The organism is Occultella gossypii (genome assembly GCF_019947135.1).
GTDB lineage: Bacteria > Actinomycetota > Actinomycetes > Actinomycetales > Beutenbergiaceae > Occultella > Occultella gossypii.
The window spans coordinates 21674-40925 of sequence record NZ_JAGSHT010000030.1 but is presented as its reverse complement, the minus strand read 5'-3'; the positions used below and the strand labels follow the sequence as shown (position 1 = coordinate 40925).

Sequence of the window (19252 nt, the reverse complement as noted above, 5' to 3'; positions counted from 1 at the left end):
GGGGCCCTGGCGGGCCCCGGCACCGCGTCAGAAGGGCAGGCCAAGGTGAAGCTCGCGATGTACATCGGCCGCCGGCTGCTCCGGGTGGTCCTCTGCCTGATCGCCGTCTCGATGCTGACGTTCACGCTGCTCCAGCTGGCGCCCGGCGACTTCGCCAGCATCCAGGCGTCCGGCGGGGGCACCGTCGGCCTGGCCCAGGAGGCCACCTCGGAGCAGCAGGCCGGGCTGGCGGCTCGCTACGGCGAGGACATCCCGGTGTGGCAGCAGTACCTGAAGTTCATGGCCGGTGCCGTCACCGGGGACATGGGCCCCAGCTACAAGTACCAGCACCTCGACGTGGAGGAGATCATCGCCGGCGCGTTCCCGATCTCCGCCAGTCTCGCCGTCGGGGCGATCCTGATCTCGGTGCTGGTCGCGGTGCCGCTCGGGATCCTGGCCGCGGTGCGCCGCAAGTCCGTCTGGGACTGGGGCACCATGTTCGCCGCGACCCTGGGGCATGGGCTGCCCAACTACCTGGCCGGCCTGGTCCTGGTGATCGTCTTCTCCGGGATGCTCAGCCTGCTGCCACCGTTCGGATGGGACGGGCCGGCGAACATGATCCTGCCCGTGCTCGCACTCTCGATCGCGCCGATCGGCGTGCTGGCCCGCTACGTGCGCAACTCCGTGCTGGAGAACCTGCGCGAGGAGTACGTGGTGGCCGCCAAGTCCAAGGGTGGCCGGTCCCGCACCATCATGGTCCGCCACGTGCTCCGCAACTCGATGATGCCGCTCGTGACGGTGCTCGGGCCGATGTTCGCCGGGTTGGCGACCGGCACGATCTTCGTGGAGTCGATCTTCGGGGTGCCCGGCCTCGGCCGGTACTTCACCGAGGCGGCCGTGGGCCGGGACATGCCCCTGCTGATGGGGACCACCCTGTTCTTCGCGGCACTGCTGATGGTGATGAACCTGGTGGTCGACCTCATCTACGCCCTGCTCGACCCCCGGGTGCGGGCCGATCTCGGCCTGACCCGCACCGGTGAGGAGTCCGCTCGGCGCGCTCGTGACGCCGGCTCCGGGCGCCGTCGGCCCGTCGCGGTAGGGGGAGCGTCATGACCGCCACCGTCAAGGCGCCGGCGGCCGGCCCCGGTCCGATCACCATCAGCCTTCCGCCTCCGCGCAGCGAGTGGTCCCGCCGCGCGGCGCGGTTCCGGCGCAACCGGCTGGCCGTGCTCGGGCTCGCACTCGTCGCGCTGGCCTGCCTGACGGCGTTGGCCGCACCGCTGATCGCCCCGCACCACTACGCCACCATCAACCCGGGGCAGGAGTTCCTGCCGTCCTTCTCACCGGGCCACCTGATGGGCACCGACCTGCTCGGCCGCGACGTCCTCAGCCGCCTGCTGTTCAGCCTCCGGACGGCTCTGTTCGTGGGCATCATGGCCGAGCTGCTGTCCCTGATCATCGCGTTCGCCGTCGGCCTGCTCGCCGGATACAAGGGCGGCAAGATCGATCAGTGGCTGATGGCGCTGACCGACGTGATGTTCGCCTTCCCCGGCTACCTGTTCGCGGTGCTGCTCGTCGCGGTGCTCGGGCGCAGCACCTGGGCCGTCATCCTGGCCCTGACCATCGCCAGCTGGGTGGGTCAGTCCCGGCTCCTGCGGGCTCAGATCATGCGGATGAAGACGCTCGAGTTCGTCGAGGCCGGGCGGGCCATGGGAGCCGGACCGTGGACCCTGGTGATGCGGTACATGGTGCCGGGAGCGCTCGGTCCGGTGCTGGTGACCACCAGCTTCGGCATCCCGGCCAACATGCTCGCCGAAGCGGGTCTGGCGATCCTCGGCCTCGGCGTCGCACCACCGACACCCTCACTGGGCACGATGATCAACGAGGGGTACCGGTTCGTCCAGACCAATCCCGAGCTCATCGCCTGGCCGGTCGGTGTGTTCGTGCTCATCATGCTGGCCTTCACCTGGGTGGGAGACGGAGTTCGTGATGCTTTCGACGTCGATGAGAGCTGAGCCGTCGGACGGCCCCCGCGCAGCCGGGTCCGCCGCGTCGCGCAAGCCCGTCCTGGAGGTCTCCGGCCTCACCGTGGGCTTCGCCCTGCCCGACGGCGTCAAGACGGTGGTCCACGACCTCTCGTTCTCGCTGCCGCACCACGGCTCCCTGGCGCTCGTCGGGGAGTCGGGCAGCGGGAAGAGCGTGTCGATGCGCGCCATCCTCGGCCTGCTGCCGGGCAACGCGCGGGTGCAGGGGTCGGCCGTGCTCACCGCCGAAGGCTCACCTGGCCTCGACCTGCTGACCGCGGGCGAGGCCAAGGTCCGGCGGGTCCGCGGGCGGCAGGTCGGCATGGTGTTCCAGAACGCCATGGAGGCATTGAACCCCTCGATCCCGCTGGAACGGCAGCTCACCGAGCACCTGATCTGGCACGGCTTGGCCAACAAGAGCGACGCCCGCCGGCGGGCCGTCGAGGCCCTCGGTGACGTGGGCATCCCGGAACCCGAGCGGCGGATCCGGATGTACCCGTTCCAGCTCTCCGGGGGCATGCGACAGCGCGCCATGATCGCGATGGCCACGATCGCCCGGCCGGACGTGGTCATCGCCGACGAGCCCACCACCGCCCTCGACGTCACCGTGCAGAAGCAGATCCTCGACCTGCTCGTGCACCTGCGTGACCAGGGCATGGCGATGGTGATGATCACGCACGATCTGGGTGTGGCCCGGTACGTCTGCGACGACGCCGTCGTGCTGCGCGACGGTGACGTCGTCGAGCGCGCGCCGATCGCACAACTGCTGCGCAGCCCCAAGGAGGCCTACAGCAGGTCGCTGATCGATGCGGCCCTCGACGTGGGCATGGACGTACCCGAGCGCGAGGTGGTGGCGATCACCGATACCGCGGGGACGCCGTCGGAGGCGTTGCTGCAGGTACGGGACCTCACGAAGGTGTTCGCCAGCCGTGGCGGGGATGTGGTGGCGGTGGACGAGGTCTCGCTGGACCTGCTGCCCGGGCGCACCCTCGGCGTGGTCGGGGAGTCCGGGTCCGGAAAGTCCACGCTCGCCCGGCTCGTGCTGCGCCTGATCGAGCCGACCTCGGGCCGGGTCACGTTCGATGGCGAGGACCTCGGCGCGTTGGCGCCCAAGGCGCTTCGGGCCCGGCGACGCGGGATGCAGATGGTGTTCCAGTCGCCGTACGGTTCCCTGCTGCCGACGCATACGGTCGCCGAGAACATCGCCGAGCCGCTGCGCATCAACAAGATCGGCACGCCGACCGAACGCCGCGACCGAGCGGTCGACCTGCTGCGGCTGGTGGAGCTCGGCCCGGCCTACCTCGACATGTACCCCCGCCAGCTCTCCGGCGGGCAGCAGCAACGCGTGGCGATCGCCCGCGCCCTGGCGCTGAAGCCGAAGTTCCTGGTGGGGGACGAGCCCACCTCCGCGCTGGACGCATCCGTCCAGATGCAGGTCCTCGACCTGTTGCGGGACCTGCAGTCCCGGCTGGGCTTCGCGCTGCTGCTCATCACGCACAACCTGGCCGTCGTGGAACGACTCGCCGATGACGTGATCGTGATGCGTCGCGGACAGGTTGTGGAACGAGCCCGCACCGCCGACCTGTTCGCGAATCCGCAGCACGAGTACACCCGGGCACTGCTGGAGGCGGTGCTGCCTGTGCGCGGCGCCGTCACGGACCCCGAGGCGACCGACCTCCCAGGAGTGGCATGGCAGAGACAATGAGAATCTTCGTCGCGATCGAACCCGCCGAGTTCGCCCGGCTCTACGACGACTCCACCCGGCGTGCGCTGGCCGACCTCGGGGAGATCGTCCACCCTGACGGCGCGGAGCCGCGCGTTCCGGTGCCCCCGGGGGTCGGGAGCGAGTTCGATGTACTCATCACCTCCTGGACCACGCAGCGGTTCGATCCGGCGATCCTGACCGGCCCTCGGTTGAAACTGGCCGTGCACAGTGCGGGATCGGTCCGAGGCCTCTATCCCGTCGAGATCCTCGGCGCCGGCCTCCGGCTGGCCCAGGGCGGCTCGGAGGCGATGGCCGTGGCCGTCGCGGAGATGTCCGTCACCATGACGATGGCGCTGCTGCGCAACCTGGTGCTGCACGATCGCCGGTTCCAGTCCTCCCGGGACTGGCGGACCGGCGGTGTCGGGATGCTCGGGCACAGCATCTCCGCACAACGGATCGGACTCGTCTCGCTCAGTCGCGTCGGTCGGCACTACGCCCGGATGGTGCAAGGGCTCGGCGCCAGCGCGTTGCGAGCCTACGACCCGTACGTCAGTGCCGAGGACGCGGCGCGGCTCGGTGTGACGCTGTGCGACCTCGACGAGCTGTGCGCTACCAGCGACGTGCTCTCCATCCACACTCCCGTGACCGCCGAGACGGCGGGCCTGATCGGTGCGGAGCAGCTGGCGCTGCTGCGTGACGGGGCGATGGTCATCAACACCGCCCGGGCCGCCGTCACCGACTCCGGGGCGCTGCTCGCCGAGGTGACCTCCGGGCGGCTGCGCGCCGGGCTGGACGTGTTCGCCGAGGAGCCGCTCGCCGCGGACAGCGCGTTCTTCGGGCTGGAGAACGTGATCCTGACCCCGCACGTGGCCGGCGGCACCGTGGAGGCACGGTTCGCGCAGGGGCGGACGGTCCAGGCGGAGATCGCCCGCTACCTCGCCGACGGCGAGCTGCGGTTCGAGGTGACGCCGGACAACTACCACCGGCTCGGTTGAGCAGCACACCGGACGTCCGCCCACGGTCGACGGACGTGGTGGTGCGCGAGGCGCACGCCACCTTCGACCGGGTGCGGCTCGACCCACCGTTCGTGATCAGTGGTCGTAGCCTGACGTCCTACACCCTCGCCGAGGTGGAGGTGGTGGTGTCCGACCGCGCGGGGCGAACCGCGACCGGGCGCGGGCACAGTGTGCTCTCGGTGCCGTGGGCCTGGCCGAGCGCCACCCTGGACCCGAACGTCCGGGACGCCGTCATGCGCTCGTGCGTGGCGGCGTTCGCGAGCCGTGCCGAAGGGCTGGGTCCCGCGGATCCGATCCAGATCTGGCGGCAGCTCGAGGCCGCGCGGACCGCGGTCGTGGCAGCGGTCGACGGCGCCGGCGAGCTGCCCGGGCTGGCCGCGGCACTGGCGCTCGGCGCCGTCGACAACGCGGTCCACGACGCGTGGTCGCGCGCCGCCGGCCGGCCGGCCTTCTCGATGTATCACGAGGAGTTCCTGGCCGAGGACCTGGGCTGGCTGGACCCCGCGCTGCGTGGGCGGTACCCGGGCGACTTCCACGGCGAGCCCCGCCGGCAGCTGCCCGTGCAGCACGTGGTGGGGGTCGGCGACCCGTTGGAGAGTGGTGATCGGTCGACCGCAGGTGACCCGTCGCGGGCCGGTGGTGAGCCATCGCTGCGGGACTGGCTGCGCGCCGAGGGGATCCGCCACCTGAAGGTGAAGGTCGGTGGCCTGGACCCGCTCGAGGATGCCGCCCGGATCGCGCGCGTCGCCGCAGTCGCCCAGAGCGAGGTGGGCGAGTACACGCTGGCGGTGGACCCGAACGAGGGCTACCCGGATGCGGCGACCACGGTGCTGCTCGCGGTCGAGCTGCGCCGGACCGCGCCATGGGCCGCTGCCCGGCTCGGGTACGTCGAGCAGCCGACGCCGCGCGCTCTGGTCCCCGGCCGGGACGCGTTCTCGGGTGTCGGCGTGCCGGTGGTCATCGACGAGGGCTACAGCGATCCGGGGCGGCTCGCCCGGCTGCGTGCCGACGGCTGGTCGGGCGTGGTGATCAAGGCTTCGAAGGGACAGTCCTCCGCACTGGTCACTCATGCCTACGCCCGCGCCCATGACCTGTTCGTGACCGTGCAGGACCTGACCTGCGTGGCCGGCGCCTTCGCCCACTCCGCCCGGTTGGTGACCGGCCTACCGCTGAGCTCGCCGCACCTGGAGTACAACAGCCGGCAGTACGCGCCGGCCGGGAACCGCGCTCTGGGCGCCAGCCATCCGGCTCTGACGCGCGTCGCGGCGGGCGCGGTGCGTCATCCGCTGCTGGACCGGCCGGGGCTGACCCAGGTCTGAGCCGGGTCTCAAGCCAGGAGTGGGCGCACCCCGCCGGTGCAGGCCGGCACCCACGCGGCAAGACGCGTGGCAACCTGGCGCCGCCGGCGGGCGTCGTGCGTCATGATGGGGTTCACTCGCCACCATTCCGACCCGGCGCGCCTGGAGCGTGTGGCCGCGGGAGTCGCCCGAGGACGGTCGTGGCGGGTGGGGCATCGGTCCGCGCGGCGCGGCCGAGGAACGGTCGGAGGGACTCGTGAAGGCAGCCACCATCTACTCGCTCGCGGCCGAGCTCGGCATCTCCGGCTCCACGGTCTCCCGCGCGTTCTCCCGACCCGACCTGGTCAAGGACGACGTCCGGGAACGGATCCTTGCCACCGCCGCGGCCCGGGGGTACGCCCCGAACCGGGCGGCTCGCGGGCTCGCCACCGGACGAACCGGACTGATCGGTCTCGTGGTCGTGGACATCACGAACCCGTTCTTCCCGCCGCTCGTGCGGTCCATCGAGCATGCCGCAGCGGGGATCGAGGCCTCCGTGCTGCTGGTGGACGCCGCGGTCGGCGGCCCAGCCGAGCCGGGCCTGGTGCAGCGGCTGAGCTCGCAGGTGGACGGCTTGATCGTCGCATCCTCCCGGCTACCCACCGCGGAGCTCAAGGCGGCGATCGGTGCGACCCCCGCCGTCCTGGTGAACCGGGCTGCGGCGGGCCTGGCTTCCGTCGTGTGTGACAACTCCGAGGCACTGCGGGGCGCGGCAGATCACCTCGTCGAACTGGGGCACCGGCGCCTGGTGGTGCTTCGCGGGCCGGCCGCGTCGTGGGCGGCGCAGCGGCGCACGGCGGCGATCCGGGCCTGGGCGAAGTCGGCTCCGTCCGACGTGCAGGTGATCGAGCTCGGACCGTTCGAGGCGGTGTTCGAGTCCGGGCGTGACGCGGTCCCGGACATCCTCGGGACGGGTGCGACGGGGATCCTCGCCTTCGACGACTTCATGGCGTGCGGCGTGATCGCCGGGCTCGCCGAGCGGGGGATCGGGGTCCCGGTCGATCGCAGCATCGTGGGGTGCGATGACGTCCTACTGGCTCGAACGCTCACCCCGCCGCTGACCACCGTCACGGCACCGTTCGAGGACCTCGGCCGACACGCCGTCGAACTCCTCGGTGAGGTGATCGCCGGCGGTCCCCGACCCGCGAACGTCAAGATCGCCGGATCGCTGACCGTACGGGGGACGACGGCGCCGGTGCGCTGAGCGACCTGGCAGACCTGCCCTTCACGGCAGCATCCGGGCCGCGGTCAGGCGGCCGTCACTGCGTCCGGGCACCGGTCGGGCCGCCGAAGGCCCGGCATACGAGCGCCGGCCGGGCCCGCCTGCCCGGACACGGGGCGCTCACCAGGCCGTCGCCGCGCGGACGGGGACAACGCCGACGGCCGCTGCGCCGTCGAGGATTGACCCTGACGGGTGTCCCCGGCTATTGTCAGTTGCAACCGATTGCAAGCGCTATAGGGGTGGGTGGTCATGACGCAGACCGGTGTGCATCAGTCCAGGATTCGGGTCTGGTCAACGGTGGATGAGGTAGCGACCGATGCCGCCCGGGTGGCGGCGGACGCGATCATCGCCGGGATCGAGGCACGCGGCACCGCCCACGTGCTCTTCGCGAGTGCGCCGTCGCAGGAGGCGATGCTCGCGCACCTGGCGCAGGATCCGCGCATCGACTGGTCCGCGGTCCGGTCCCTGCATATGGACGAATACGTCGGAATCCCACCCGACGCGCCGCAGTCGTTCGGCCGGTGGCTCCAGGACCGCCTGCCCGACGCCGCGCTCGCCGGCTTCTCCCGACTGCGCACCGACGGTGACGTGGAGGCGGAGGTAGCCAGGTATGTGGCGCTGATCGCCGAAGCCCGACTCGACGTCACGTGCCTCGGGGTCGGGGTCAACGGCCACGTCGCCTTCAACGAACCGGATGCCGCCGCGTTCGACGATCCGGACGCACTCCGCCTGGTGGAGCTGGACATCGCCTCGCGGCAACAGCAGGTCGACGAAGGGCTGTTCGCGGACCTTGCGGCGGTCCCTTCGTCCGCGGTGACGCTGACCGTTCCGGTACTGCTGAGCGCGCGCACGATGGTCTCGACCGTGCTCGGGCCGCACAAGGCCGCCGCCGTGGCCCAGGCCCTGCAGGGGCCGGTCAGTGTCGGCTGTCCGGCCAGCGCCATGCAGCTGCACCCGGACGCCCACTGGTTCCTTGACGGCCCGGCCGCGTCCCGGCTGTCCGACGCGCAGCCGATCGAGCGACCGGAGGTTGCCGGCGAGGCGTGAGCGGCGCCCGTGGGCGCCGCGATCGGCCTCAGCCGGCGTGGCGCTCCAGGTCGAAGTCGACCGTGAACGTGTACTGCCAGGGCAGCCGCGCGTCGCGCACGCGATAGCCCTCCAGGGCCCGGATCGTCTGCGCCCAGCGGTCCAGGTCGCGGGTGATCCTCCGCTGCACGGAGTCGAGCTCGGCAAGGGGAGGATCGGCGAGGCCCCGATCGGCCAGCTCGCGCTGGATCAGTGGGCGCAGCGTGGGCAGGTAGTGGCCGTCCTTGATGATCTTGTTCGCCAGGTAGCGCCCGCGGGCGGCCGCCGCGGCGGGCGAGGAGTCGATGACGGCGCTGATCCCGGCGGCCAACGTGGTGCCGAGGGTGTTGCCCGCCGTGTTCCAGCCGCCGTATGCGACGAGCCGCCCGAGTGCGCCGGCCGCATCGAGTGCGGCGACGAGCCCCGGGTCCGAGCCGTTCGCGTACCTGACGTCGGCGAGGGCCACCAGGTGGCCACGCGCCAGCTGGGCGAGCACCTCGGTCACCACGGCGGCGGTCTCCGCCTCGCTCGAGCGCGTCGGCGGGTTCGAGACCCAGTCCCCGGGCTCGTGCGCGGGGGCGTGCAGCACCAGCACCAGGTCCGCGTCGTCGGGCTCGTCGACCTGCACCGCGCCGACCGCCCGGATCTGCCGCGCCACCCCGAGAGCGATCGGACGGTCCTCGTACGGTGCGACGCGGTCGAGACCGTCCGGATCGGGGCAGCGCACCGCAACCCGCGGCCGAATCCCGGCGGCCCGTGCGGCCACCCGGGCCACGAGAACACTCGGCACCTCGTCCGCCCCCGGATAGAGCAGCACCTCCACCCCGAGCCGATCGATCCACTGACCGACGGCCCGGCGGTCTGCCGCGGGAAGGCCGCGCGGAGCCGTGTCGTCGGAGGTGATGACCAGGGTCTCGAGGGTTCCGTCCGCGGCCAGTTCGAGCGCCGCAAGGTTCACGACATGGTTGCGCAGCCGGCGGCCGACGACCTCCTGCGCGTACTCGACCGGGACCGCCTCCCGGGCGGCCGCGACCTCGACGTCCCCGACCTCGCCCAACGCGTGCGCGTCCCACCGGACGCCCAGTTCGTGGATCCGGCGGCCGTGCGTGGTCCAGAACTCCGGCTCCTGCCGGGACCGGCCGACGCTGTCGTAGTGGGGGAGTCGGGTGATCACCTGGTAGCCGGTGACCGGGACGTCCAGCTCGCGCAGCACGTCGAGCCGGGGCAGCACGTCGGTGATGCGGTCCGACGTCAGCCGGGACGGGATCAGGCCGCCGTGCACGAGCATGTCGAGGGAGACCACGGCGTGGTCGACCTCGCCGGCGACGTTGCGCAGCCAATCGGCCAGGCCGGCGGTGTCCGCGGGCTGCCGGAACCGTGGCATGAGCTCGGCCGGGGGGAGCACCACCTCGGCGCCAGTGCACTCGCCGATCCACACCGCGTAGCCGGCGGTGTTGGGGCGTTCGTCCGGGGGCAGCAGGGCGATCCGCATGGAGCTCCTCGAGGTGGGGGTCAGGCCAAATCTAGGCTGACGGACCGGGAACCTGCAATCGCTTGCAAAAGTGAGGACCCAGGGGTTGCGCGGATGTGACGTGGGCCACTACTCTCTCGTTCATCACTTGCAACCGATTGCAAGACCCGTGCGGCCAACGAAGGCTCCGCGGCGTCGCAACACAGTTCGACTGCTTGGGAGAGGCACCATGCGAGCCGTCCACCGTCCACTGATCGTGCTGTTGTCCGCCGCGCTCCTGCTCACGGCCGCCCCGGCAGGCGCAGCACCCGCCGCTGCCGAGCCCGCCGCGGCCGTGGCTGCGTTCGATCCCCAGACCGTCGTCGCGCAGGACCCGAACGTCTCCTACCTCGGCACTCCGGTGTCGAGCCGGATCATCACGAACATGGTGCTCGGGCAGGAGGGCGGCGTCTCCATGACGTACGGCGTCTACCGAGGAAGCAAGGACACCGACAGTCCGGCGACGTTCGTCGTGGCCGACACCCTCACCGGCGAGATCGTGCGCACGATCCCGCTCGTCGGGGCGGACCACGCCACCGAGATCCGCCGCTCGGTCGACGGCAAGATCTACATGACGACCACCGGGACCTACAGCCTGTGGGTCTACGACCCGCAGACCACCCAGGTCAGGCAGATCGGCTTGATCAACCCCGAGTCCCCCGCCGACGGGTACGGCTGGTCGATGGCCGCCGCCGAGAACGGCAGGATGTACATCGGCAGCTACCCCAAGGGCCTGCTGTACCTGTACGACCCAGCGGATGACTCGATCACGAACCTCGGGCGCATCGATGAGACCCAGTCCTACATCCGGGCACTCGCCTACGACATGGAGCGCGGCAACCTCTATGTCGGCGCCGGCGGCAGCAGCGCGCAGATCTGGAAGGTGGAGCCGGACGGCACGAAGACCCCGCTGCTCAACGACGTGGACACCCCGGGAGCGACCGACCACTCGTTCATCTCCACGTTCACGTTTGTCGACGACCGGCTCTTCGCCCGGGGCGGACTGAGCGAGCTTCTCGTGATCGGCGCGGACGACCAGGTCGAGTACTGGCGGGGAGACGGCAAGGAGGCGTTCGGGTACCAGGTCACGCCCCGCCCGGACGCGCCCGGGCGCTACATCTTCACGTTCCAGGAGACGTTCTGGGAGTACGACTCCGAGACGGCTACCACCCGGGATCTCGGCATCCCTAACAACGGCTACCTCAACGACGCGTACTGGGTCGAGCTGGACGACCCGCAGTGGCCGGGCTGGACGATGATCGCCGCCACGAACGACGGCGTGGTCAAGCTCAACCTCGAGACCGGAACGTCCGAGGCCCACCCGATCGACTACCGCAACCCCACCACGATCCAGAAGATCCTCACCGGCCCGGACTCGTTGTACGCCTCCGGCTACATGATCGGTCTCGCTCCGTTCGACTCCGCCACCGGTGCGGCCGGCGAGACGCTCCAGTCCGGCCAGTTCGAGTCCTCGGCGGTGCGGGACGGTCGGATGCTGCTCGGCACCTACGGGCACGGCCGGTTGATGGAGTACGACCCCGCCACGGGGGCGGCGCCGCGGCAGGTCTTCTCCTTGCAGGCACAGGAGCAGGACCGTCCGTTCGGGCTGGGCTACGACCCGGTCACGGACCGCGCGTTCATGGTCACGGTGCCCTATTACGGGCACAACCAGGGTGCGCTCGCCGTGCACGACTTCACCACCGGGACCACCGCCGTCTACAAGGACGAGATCGTGACCGAGCAGTCGATGATCGACGTGCTCCACCACGACGGGCTGGTCTACATCGGGACCACCATCGACGGTGGTCTGGGTGCCGTTCCGTCAGGTCAGACGGACGCGCACTTCATCGTGTTCGACCCGGACACCGGTCAGGTGGTGCAGGACATCATCCCGGTGGCCGGCGACGAGGGGGTGACCGGCCTGATGGTCGGTCCGGACGGGCTGATCTGGGGGGTGTCGGAGGACACCGTCTTCAAGTACGACCCTGCCACCGAGCAGATCGTCTACTCCGAGCAGCTGCTGGGGAACCGGTACGGATCTTCGACGGTCTGGGCGTGGGCGTACCTGAACATCGGCGCGGACGGCAACGTCTACGGCACGAACCGCAACTCCCTGTTCCGCATCGATGCCGAGACGATGGAGTACACCCGGCTGGTGGACCGAGCCGGCAACTACGCCAACGTGGACTCGAACGGCGACGTCTTCTTCTCCCACGGCGTCCACCTGTTCAGGTACGACGTCCCCGAGCTGCAACCGGTGACGCCGCTGGAGGTCGTGTTCACGGACCGGCCGGGTCCGGTACACGACACCTACACCATCCCCGAGGTCGAGGGTTTGGACTACCTCGTCGCCGGTGAGGTCGTGGCTGCGGGCGTGTATCCCGGCCGCGGTGGGGTGTCCGTGACGGCGGTGGCCACCGAGGGCTTCGTGATCGCCGACGGCGCCACGAGCGAGTGGAGCCACACGTTCCGGTGGGGACCGCCGCTCGGTGATGGCCCGGGCCAGGATCCGTTCGCCGACGAGGAGGACTGAGCGATGCGAGGTCACGGAATGAGCCGGCGAACCACGACTCGAGGTATCGCCACACTGGCGGCTGCGGCGTTGGCCCTGCCCCTCGCGGCAGTGGCCGCAGGCGCCGCACCGACGGCTCCGAGCGTCGGGGCCCAAGCCACCGGCGACGTCGCGCTGGTGAACGCCGGGTTCGAGGACGACCTTGCTGCCGACGGGTCGATCCCAGGCTGGAGCCTGTGGGGCGTCGCCCGGCCGGACACGGTGTTCGCGGTTTCGCCGGACCGGGCCAACTCCGGTGCACGGAGCCTGCTTCTCGATGACAACCACGCGACCTACGGGCTGGGCATCGAGAGCGACCCGTTCGCCGTCGAGGTCGGTTCGACCTACACGGCCGAGGCCATGCTCGACGTCGAGCGGGACGCCGTCAGTGTGTGGATCAGGTTCTACGACGCCGCCGGCGCACTGGTGGGCAGCGAGTGGACCGGCTCCGGCGTCACCGACGGTCGGTGGGTGGCGACCACCGCCACGGCCACAGGCCCGGCAGGTGCGGTGACCGGGACGGTACTGCTGTACTCGGGCGGCGCAAGCACCGGACGCGGGTACGTGGACGACGTGCGCGTGGACGTGACCCGACCGGTCGCCGAGCTCCCGCTGACCAACGGCGGTTTCGAGGATGGAGCCATCGACCCGGTCACCGGCTGGGCCATCGACGGCACCGTCTGGGAGAACCAGTCGATCGGGCTCACCGACGCGCTGGCGCACGGCGGCTCCCGGAGCCTGCGCATCGAGGACAACAACTCCGTTCGCGGGGTGAGCCTGCAGAGCGAACCGTTCCGGGTGCAGCCCGGCATCGTCTACCAGGCCTCCGCATGGATGAACCTCGAGCGCGGACCGCTCGGGCTCTACGTGCGTTACTTCGACTCCGGCGGCAACCGGCTCGTGAACCAGGCGGTCTGGGCCGACGCGAACGGCGACGATTGGCAGGAGGTGACGTTCGCCGTCGCCGCGCCCGCCGGTGCGGTCACCGGCACGGTGCTGCTGAACTCCTCCACCGCCGGCCTCGGGTCCGGCTACGTCGACGACGTCGCCATGGTCGCCACCGACCAGGAGCCGCCGGTACCGCCGCTGCCGCCGCGTCCCACGCCCGAACAGATCGTCGCCCAGAACCCGAACCTCACCCACCTCGGCGCCCCGGTGTCGAGCCGGATCATCACGAACATGGTGCTCGGCGAGGAGGACGGGGTCTCGATGACCTACGGCGTCTACCGGGGCAACGCCGCATCCGGGAGCCCGGCCACGCTGGTGGTCGCGGACACCGCGACCGGTGCCATCGTCCGGACGATCCCGCTGGCCGGCACCGATCATGCCACCGAGATCCGCAGGTCCACCGATGGCCGGATCTACATGGTCACGAGCAACCTCACCCTGTGGACGTACGACCCGGCGACCCACGAGGCTCGCAACATCGGCCTGATCAACCCGGCGTCGCCGTCGGACGGGTACGGCTGGTCCCTGGCCGACGGTCCGGACGGGACGATGTACATCGGCACCTACCCGCAGGGGCTGCTGTTCCGGTACGACCCGGCCGACGACTCGATCACGAACCTCGGGCGCGTCGACGAGACCCAGGCCTACATCCGGGCGCTCGCCTACGACCACGAGCGAGGCAACCTGTACGTGGGTGTGGGGGGCAGCAGCGCCCAGATCTACAAGATCGGAGCGGACGGCACGAAGACCGCGCTGCTCACTGAGGAGAACGCGCCAGGCGCGGGGGACGAGTCCTTCATCACCTCGTTCACGTTCGTGGGCGACCGGCTGTTCGCCCGGCTAAACCCGAGCCGGCTGACCGTCATCACCGCGGCGGACGAGGTTGAGTTCATCGGGGCGGACCGCTCGATGTTCGGCTACAACGTGGCTCAGCGCCCGGACGACCCGAACACGTACATCTTCACCACCAGCACGTTCTGGGAGTACAACGCGCTGACCCAGGAGGTCCGGAACACCGGCGTGCCCAGCAACGGCTTCCTGAACGACTCCCGCTGGGTGGAGCGCGACGATCCGCAATGGCCGGGCTGGACCCTCCAGGCGGCGACCGGCAACGGCGTGGCCGCCTACAACCCGGACACCGGCCAGGTGACCTCCGCCGCGATCGGCTACACGAATCCGGTGACCGTCCAGAAGCTCTTCCTCGGCCCGGACTCGATGTACGCATCCGGGTACATGGTCGGTCTGGCACCGTTCGACTCCGTGACGGGTGAGCACGGGACCACCGTGCAGGCCGGGCAGTACGAGTCCTCGGCGGTGCGCAACGGCCGGCTCCTGCTCGGCGCGTACGGGAACGGCCGGCTGATGGAGTACGACCCCGTCACCGGGGCCAACCCACGTCAGATCTTCTCGCTCGAGGCGGAGGATCAGGACCGCCCGTTCGGCCTGGACTACGACCCGGTCGGCGACCGGATCTTCATGGGAACCGTCGCGCACTACGGGCACAACCAGGGTGCGCTCACGGTGTACGACTTCGCCACCGACACCAAGACCGTCTACACCGACGAGATCGTCACCGAACAGTCCGTGATCGACGTGCTCTACCACGACGGCCTGGTCTACGTCGGGACCACGATCGACGGTGGACTGGGGGCGGCCCCGTCGGGTCAGACCGACGCGCACTTCATCGTGTTCGATCCGGACACCGGGCAGGTCGTGCGAGACCTCATCCCGGTCGCCGGGGACGAGGGTGTGACCGGTCTGCTGCTCGGGCCGGACGGACTGATCTGGGGTGTTTCGGAGGACACGGTCTTCAAGTACGACCCGGCCACCGGTGAGATCGTCTACTCGGAGAAGATGCTCGCCGCTCGCTACGGGACGGCCACGGTGTGGGCGCACGCCTACCTGACGGTCGGCGCGGACGGGAACGTGTACGGCTCGAACCGGTTCACCTTCTTCCGGATCGATCCGCAGACGATGGAGCACACCACGATCGTCAACGGGGTCGGCTCCTACGCCGTCGCCGACGAGGCTGGAGACGTCCTGTTCTCCACCGGCGCGCAGGTGTTCAGGTACGACGTTCCGGAACCGGTGACCCCGCAGGACGTGGTCTTCACCGACCTGGCCGGTCCGGCGCGTGACCGGTACACGATCCCCGACGTCGAGGGCGTGGAGTATCTCGTCGCGGGTGAGGTCGCGCCCGCGGGTGTTCATGCCGCCAGCGGGGAGGTGTCCGTGACGGCGATGGCGACCGAGGGACACGTGATCGCCGCCGGTGCCACGACCGGGTGGAGCCACTCGTTCCAGTGGCGGCGAGTTCCCGAGGTTCCGGCGAACTCGAGCTGAGCTCCGTGCCGGTCGGGGTGCTGGACACCCCGGCCGGCGCTCGGACGGGAGGCCGGCGGCGGTTCTAGGTCGCCGGCCCTTCGCCCAGACGGTCGGCGAGCCAGGTGGTGCACGCGATCAGCACGTGGTGCGGGACCGGGTGGCCGCCGTTGTGCATCAGAGTGTCCAGGCCCTGGCCGCCGGGCCAGCTGGTCCGAGCCTGCTCGACCAGAGCCAGGTTGTGGGTGCCGTCGCTCGCGCCGCCGCCGGCGAGCAGGAACGGCCGCGGGGCGACCTGAGCGAGCAGGTCGTCCTGGTCACGATCGACCGGACGGCGGTCGCCGAGGTACCAGGGGGCGTCCCAGTTGGAGTGGGCGAAGCCGAGGCCGGGCTCGTGGGCCACCCCGGCCACCACCCGGTCATCGAGCGCGGTCAGGTGGAGCGCGAGCTTCCCGCCCAGCGAGTGGCCGAACACCGCGATCCGCGATCGGCCCAGCTCCTCGCGCAGCGCCGTGACCGCGAGCATGAGATCGCCCACACTGCGGCCGAGCGCCGTCATCGGGAGCGAGCGGAGGTGCTCCGCGGCCGCCGGTCCGTAGCGGTCGTCCAGGCCGACCGCGGCGGCAGTCCGGCGATCACCGGCGGCCACCTGCTCGAACCACCACGGCACGGCGAGGACGGCGAGCCCGGCCCGGGCCAGATGGACCGCGAACGCCGCCGAGGCAGGCGGTCTGCCGATCCGTTCGGTCCGGGGGGATGCCCGCCCGAACAGCGGCGGCGTGTCATAGAACGGCACCACGACCACCGCGCCGGGGACCGTCTCGACGGCCGGCCGGTGGTAGACGGCCGTCAGGGCGGCACCGAAGGTGTGCAGCGTCAGGTCCCGGGTCGTGCCACCGAGTGCGTCGTCGGCGAGCTCGGGACCGAGATCCCAGGTCCCGGCGGGGTCCGGCTCCGCCCCGAGCCACCCGCGCCACCAGTCCTGGCCGGTCGGATCGATGTTCACGACTCCCATCCAAGCAGCCCTACGGCCGGAGTGCAACCGCTTGCAGGCGCATCTGACTGCCGGATGTCGAACGATGCTTGACAGTGCCGCCGGCGGCTCATAGGTTGCTTGCAACCGATTGCACGTAGAGATCGAATCGCCACCGAGTCGAGGGATGGCCAGGCCATGAAGAAACTCCGCCGCGCGCCGCATCGTGATGGCCGGTCGTGGTCGGCGCCAGGTCGATCCTTCCGATCATGAAGCAGGCGACGATCTACTCGATCGCACAGGCACTGGAGGTCTCGGCCTCGACGGTGTCCCGGGCGTTCTCACGCCCGGACCTGGTCAAGCCGGAGGTCCGCGAACGAGTCCTGGCCACCGCGCGGGAGCTCGGCTATGCACCCAACCGCGCGGCGCGCGGGCTGGCCACCGGGCGCACCGGCCTCTACGGGCTGCTCGTCCCGGACGTCACGAACCCCTTCTTCCCGCCGCTGATCCGTGCGATCCAGCAGGCGGCCGCGAGGGTCGACGCGGGCGTGCTCCTGGTCGACTCCGAGGGCAGCGGAGCCGCCGAGACGGCGTTGGTCAGCCGGATCAAGGCGCAGGTGGACGGGCTGCTCGTCGCGTCCCCACGCCTGGCGACGGCGAAGCTCAAGGAGGCGCTCGGCGCAGTGCCGAGCGTCATCATCAACCGTGCTGCCCAGGGTCTGGCCACGGTGGTCTGCGACAACACCGCCGCGCTGCGGGAAGCGGCCACCCACCTGCATGATCTCGGGCATCGTCGGTTCGCCTTGATGCGGGGACCGTCCGCCTCGTGGGCGGCCGGGCGGCGCGCCCATGCGATCCGGTCGTGGGCGCAGGAGGCCGGGGTGAGCCTCGCCGAGCTCGGCCATTACGAAGCGGTGTTCGTCGACGGTCGCCGCGCGGCAGCGCAGATCGTCGAGTCGGGGGCCACGGCGGTGTTCGCGTTCGATGACCTGATGGCTGCCGGTGTCATCGCCGGCCTCAGCGACCTGGGCGAGACCGTACCGCGGGACCGCAGCATCATCGGCTGTGACGATGTCCTGCTGGCGCGAACCATGACACCGGGACTGACCACCGTGACGGCGCCGCTGGAGGAGCTGGGCCGCCAGTCGGTGCTCGCGCTGCACGGGCTCCTGGAGCAGAGACCGGTGCCGAACGTACAGCTCCAGGGGACCCTCACGGTCCGCGGCACCACGGGACCGCCACCCTGATCAGGTGTCGAGCCGTCAGGACCGGCCCAGCTCGACGATCTGCATGAGATTCCGGGCGACGTGGTACGGGTCCTTGACGGGTAGGGCGACCACCTCGTCGAGCGGACGTCCGTTCCGATCTCGGATCTGGATCCACTCCTCGCCGTCCCCACGGCCCGGGAACGTTGTCAGCGTGTAGTCCCAGATCTGTTGGAACCACTGGGCCGAGGGGCCGTGGCCGTACCGTGTAGCCGCGATCGCCGTCGTGGCGGCAGCCTCGGAGTGCACCCACCACAGTTTCGTGGACCAGGTGCGGGCCACGAGATCCTCGTACGGCGTGCCGGACGTGGTGCCGGTGGGTGCCGCCGCTCCGCTCGAGTCCGTGAAGCGGAGCAGGCCGCCCAGCTCGCGATCCCAGCCGAGCGTGCACAGTGCGCCGATGGAGTCGAGAAGTGGGTTCCGGTCACGCTCGTCCGCGACCAGGGGCATTGCCTCGAGGGCCATCCAGATCCCTTCGATCGCGTGCCCGGGCACCCGATGCCGGCCGATCAGCGACTCGGGATCCGGTCCGGTCATCTCGGCGAACGTGCCGTCCGGCAGGCGGTGCTCCAGCATCGCGTCGAGTCCCTCGAGGAGCCAGGGGAACGTCGATCGGGATCGGTGCAGGGAGAGTTCGGCCTGGGCGAAGACCAGCAGCGTGTTCAGCAGGATCATCCGGGGTCCGAACGCCTGGTACCCGGCCGGCACGTCATAGGGAGGGGTCGGAGCGGTGCCGGCACGGATGTCGGTCCGGGCGCGCTCCACGATCGGCCTGGCTAGTTCGAGCCAGTGGGGCTCACCGGTGACGCGCCCGAGCTCGGCCAGGCCCATCGCGACGAAGCAGTCCGCATAGACGCTGCGGTCGGGGTGGCCAGGTGCCGCCGCGTGACCCGTCCGGACCAGGGCAAAACGTGAGGTGCCGTCCGCGCGCACGGCGAACGATTCCAGGAACCTTGCGCCGGTCGTGGCGAGGGCGAGGAGCCGATCACCGTCCACGTCGAGGCTTCCCCGGTGGCCCAGGTCTGCGGCCCGAGCCAGGAGCCACACGAACCGACCCTGGGACCAGGTGAACTTGTCGGTCGAGGTCCGGGTCCGCCCGCGGTTGTCAAAGCAGGTGTGGAATCCGCCGTCCCGCTCATCGACCCCGTGCTCCAGCCAGAACGGCAGCACGATCGACTCCAGTTGCTCGCGTGCCTGTCCCGGTGCGTTCGGCAGACTCATTCCCACTCCCGTCGTTCCGACGACCGTAGGGCACGGTAGTCCGACATTGCAAGCGGTTGCAGTCTGGGTTCCACACGTTGGGACACGCAGCATCTACCTCCGGAGGCCGGCCGC

At 70.6% G+C, this 19252-nt stretch carries 13 protein-coding genes; 10 read left to right on the top strand and 3 right to left on the bottom strand.

Going from position 1 to position 19252, the window contains the following annotated elements:
- The first annotated feature begins 45 nt into the window (after positions 1-45).
- The 7 genes from KCQ71_RS25710 to KCQ71_RS25680 all read left to right on the top strand — a co-directional run bounded on the left by KCQ71_RS25710 (position 46) and on the right by KCQ71_RS25680 (position 8330).
- Positions 46-1092 carry an ABC transporter permease gene (locus KCQ71_RS25710; RefSeq protein ID WP_223411549.1) on the top strand — a complete coding sequence of 349 codons (1047 nt, stop codon included), beginning with the start codon at positions 46-48 and terminating at the stop codon, positions 1090-1092.
- Positions 1089-1994, top strand: coding sequence for an ABC transporter permease (locus KCQ71_RS25705; RefSeq protein ID WP_223411548.1), 906 nt, complete (start codon positions 1089-1091; stop codon positions 1992-1994). Before KCQ71_RS25710 ends, KCQ71_RS25705 begins: the two co-directional genes overlap by 4 nt.
- The gene (locus tag KCQ71_RS25700; RefSeq protein ID WP_223411547.1) at positions 1984-3708 is read left to right on the top strand and encodes a dipeptide ABC transporter ATP-binding protein; all 1725 of its coding nucleotides are present in this window, start codon (positions 1984-1986) and stop codon (positions 3706-3708) included. Before KCQ71_RS25705 ends, KCQ71_RS25700 begins: the two co-directional genes overlap by 11 nt.
- Entirely contained in the window at positions 3693-4703 is a 1011-nt protein-coding gene (locus tag KCQ71_RS25695) for a hydroxyacid dehydrogenase (RefSeq protein ID WP_223411546.1), read from the top strand. Before KCQ71_RS25700 ends, KCQ71_RS25695 begins: the two co-directional genes overlap by 16 nt.
- Positions 4700-6043, top strand: coding sequence for an enolase C-terminal domain-like protein (locus tag KCQ71_RS25690; protein WP_223411545.1), 1344 nt, complete (start codon positions 4700-4702; stop codon positions 6041-6043). Before KCQ71_RS25695 ends, KCQ71_RS25690 begins: the two co-directional genes overlap by 4 nt.
- A 235-nt stretch (positions 6044-6278) precedes the next feature.
- Positions 6279-7265 (top strand): LacI family DNA-binding transcriptional regulator, encoded by a 987-nt coding sequence (locus KCQ71_RS25685; RefSeq protein WP_223411544.1) that lies wholly within the window; start codon positions 6279-6281, stop codon positions 7263-7265.
- Between the two features lie 267 nt (positions 7266-7532).
- On the top strand, positions 7533-8330 hold the full coding sequence (locus tag KCQ71_RS25680) for a 6-phosphogluconolactonase (RefSeq protein WP_223411543.1): 798 nt from the start codon (positions 7533-7535) through the stop codon (positions 8328-8330).
- 28 nt (positions 8331-8358) lie between these two features.
- On the opposite strand, the gene KCQ71_RS25675 is transcribed toward KCQ71_RS25680, so the two are convergent.
- A complete protein-coding gene (locus KCQ71_RS25675; protein ID WP_223411542.1) occupies positions 8359-9840 on the bottom strand; it encodes a DUF4127 family protein in 1482 nt (493 codons plus the stop codon).
- A gap of 208 nt (positions 9841-10048) precedes the next feature.
- On the opposite strand from KCQ71_RS25675, the gene KCQ71_RS25670 reads away from it, so the two are divergent.
- Both KCQ71_RS25670 and KCQ71_RS25665 read left to right on the top strand, forming a co-directional pair.
- Entirely contained in the window at positions 10049-12391 is a 2343-nt protein-coding gene (locus KCQ71_RS25670) for a ligand-binding sensor domain-containing protein (RefSeq protein ID WP_223411541.1), read from the top strand.
- A gap of 18 nt (positions 12392-12409) precedes the next feature.
- Complete coding sequence (locus tag KCQ71_RS25665; RefSeq protein WP_223411540.1) at positions 12410-15700, top strand: carbohydrate binding domain-containing protein; 3291 nt, start codon at positions 12410-12412, stop codon at positions 15698-15700.
- 64 nt (positions 15701-15764) lie between these two features.
- Here the strand turns inward: KCQ71_RS25665 and KCQ71_RS25660 are convergent, their stop codons facing one another.
- Entirely contained in the window at positions 15765-16685 is a 921-nt protein-coding gene (locus tag KCQ71_RS25660; protein WP_223411539.1) for an alpha/beta hydrolase family protein, read from the bottom strand.
- Between the two features lie 236 nt (positions 16686-16921).
- Here KCQ71_RS25660 and KCQ71_RS25655 point away from each other — a divergent pair, with 236 nt between their 5' ends.
- Positions 16922-17899, top strand: coding sequence for a LacI family DNA-binding transcriptional regulator (locus KCQ71_RS25655; RefSeq protein WP_223411538.1), 978 nt, complete (start codon positions 16922-16924; stop codon positions 17897-17899).
- 15 nt (positions 17900-17914) lie between these two features.
- Here KCQ71_RS25655 and KCQ71_RS25650 read toward each other — a convergent pair whose 3' ends face one another.
- Entirely contained in the window at positions 17915-19138 is a 1224-nt protein-coding gene (locus tag KCQ71_RS25650; RefSeq protein WP_223411537.1) for an AGE family epimerase/isomerase, read from the bottom strand.
- Positions 19139-19252 lie beyond the last annotated feature (114 nt).

Excerpts from the sequence above, each read along its gene's own strand:
- KCQ71_RS25705 (WP_223411548.1), top strand. The coding sequence starts at position 1,089 with ATGACCGCCACCGTCAAGGCGCCGGCGGCCGGCCCCGGTCCGATCACC.
- KCQ71_RS25700 (WP_223411547.1), top strand. The coding sequence starts at position 1,984 with ATGAGAGCTGAGCCGTCGGACGGCCCCCGCGCAGCCGGGTCCGCCGCG.
- KCQ71_RS25695 (WP_223411546.1), top strand. The coding sequence starts at position 3,693 with ATGGCAGAGACAATGAGAATCTTCGTCGCGATCGAACCCGCCGAGTTC.
- KCQ71_RS25680 (WP_223411543.1), top strand. The coding sequence starts at position 7,533 with ATGACGCAGACCGGTGTGCATCAGTCCAGGATTCGGGTCTGGTCAACG.
- KCQ71_RS25675 (WP_223411542.1), bottom strand. The coding sequence starts at position 9,840 with ATGCGGATCGCCCTGCTGCCCCCGGACGAACGCCCCAACACCGCCGGC.
- KCQ71_RS25670 (WP_223411541.1), top strand. The coding sequence starts at position 10,049 with ATGCGAGCCGTCCACCGTCCACTGATCGTGCTGTTGTCCGCCGCGCTC.
- KCQ71_RS25665 (WP_223411540.1), top strand. The coding sequence starts at position 12,410 with ATGAGCCGGCGAACCACGACTCGAGGTATCGCCACACTGGCGGCTGCG.
- KCQ71_RS25655 (WP_223411538.1), top strand. The coding sequence starts at position 16,922 with ATGAAGCAGGCGACGATCTACTCGATCGCACAGGCACTGGAGGTCTCG.
- KCQ71_RS25650 (WP_223411537.1), bottom strand. The coding sequence starts at position 19,138 with ATGAGTCTGCCGAACGCACCGGGACAGGCACGCGAGCAACTGGAGTCG.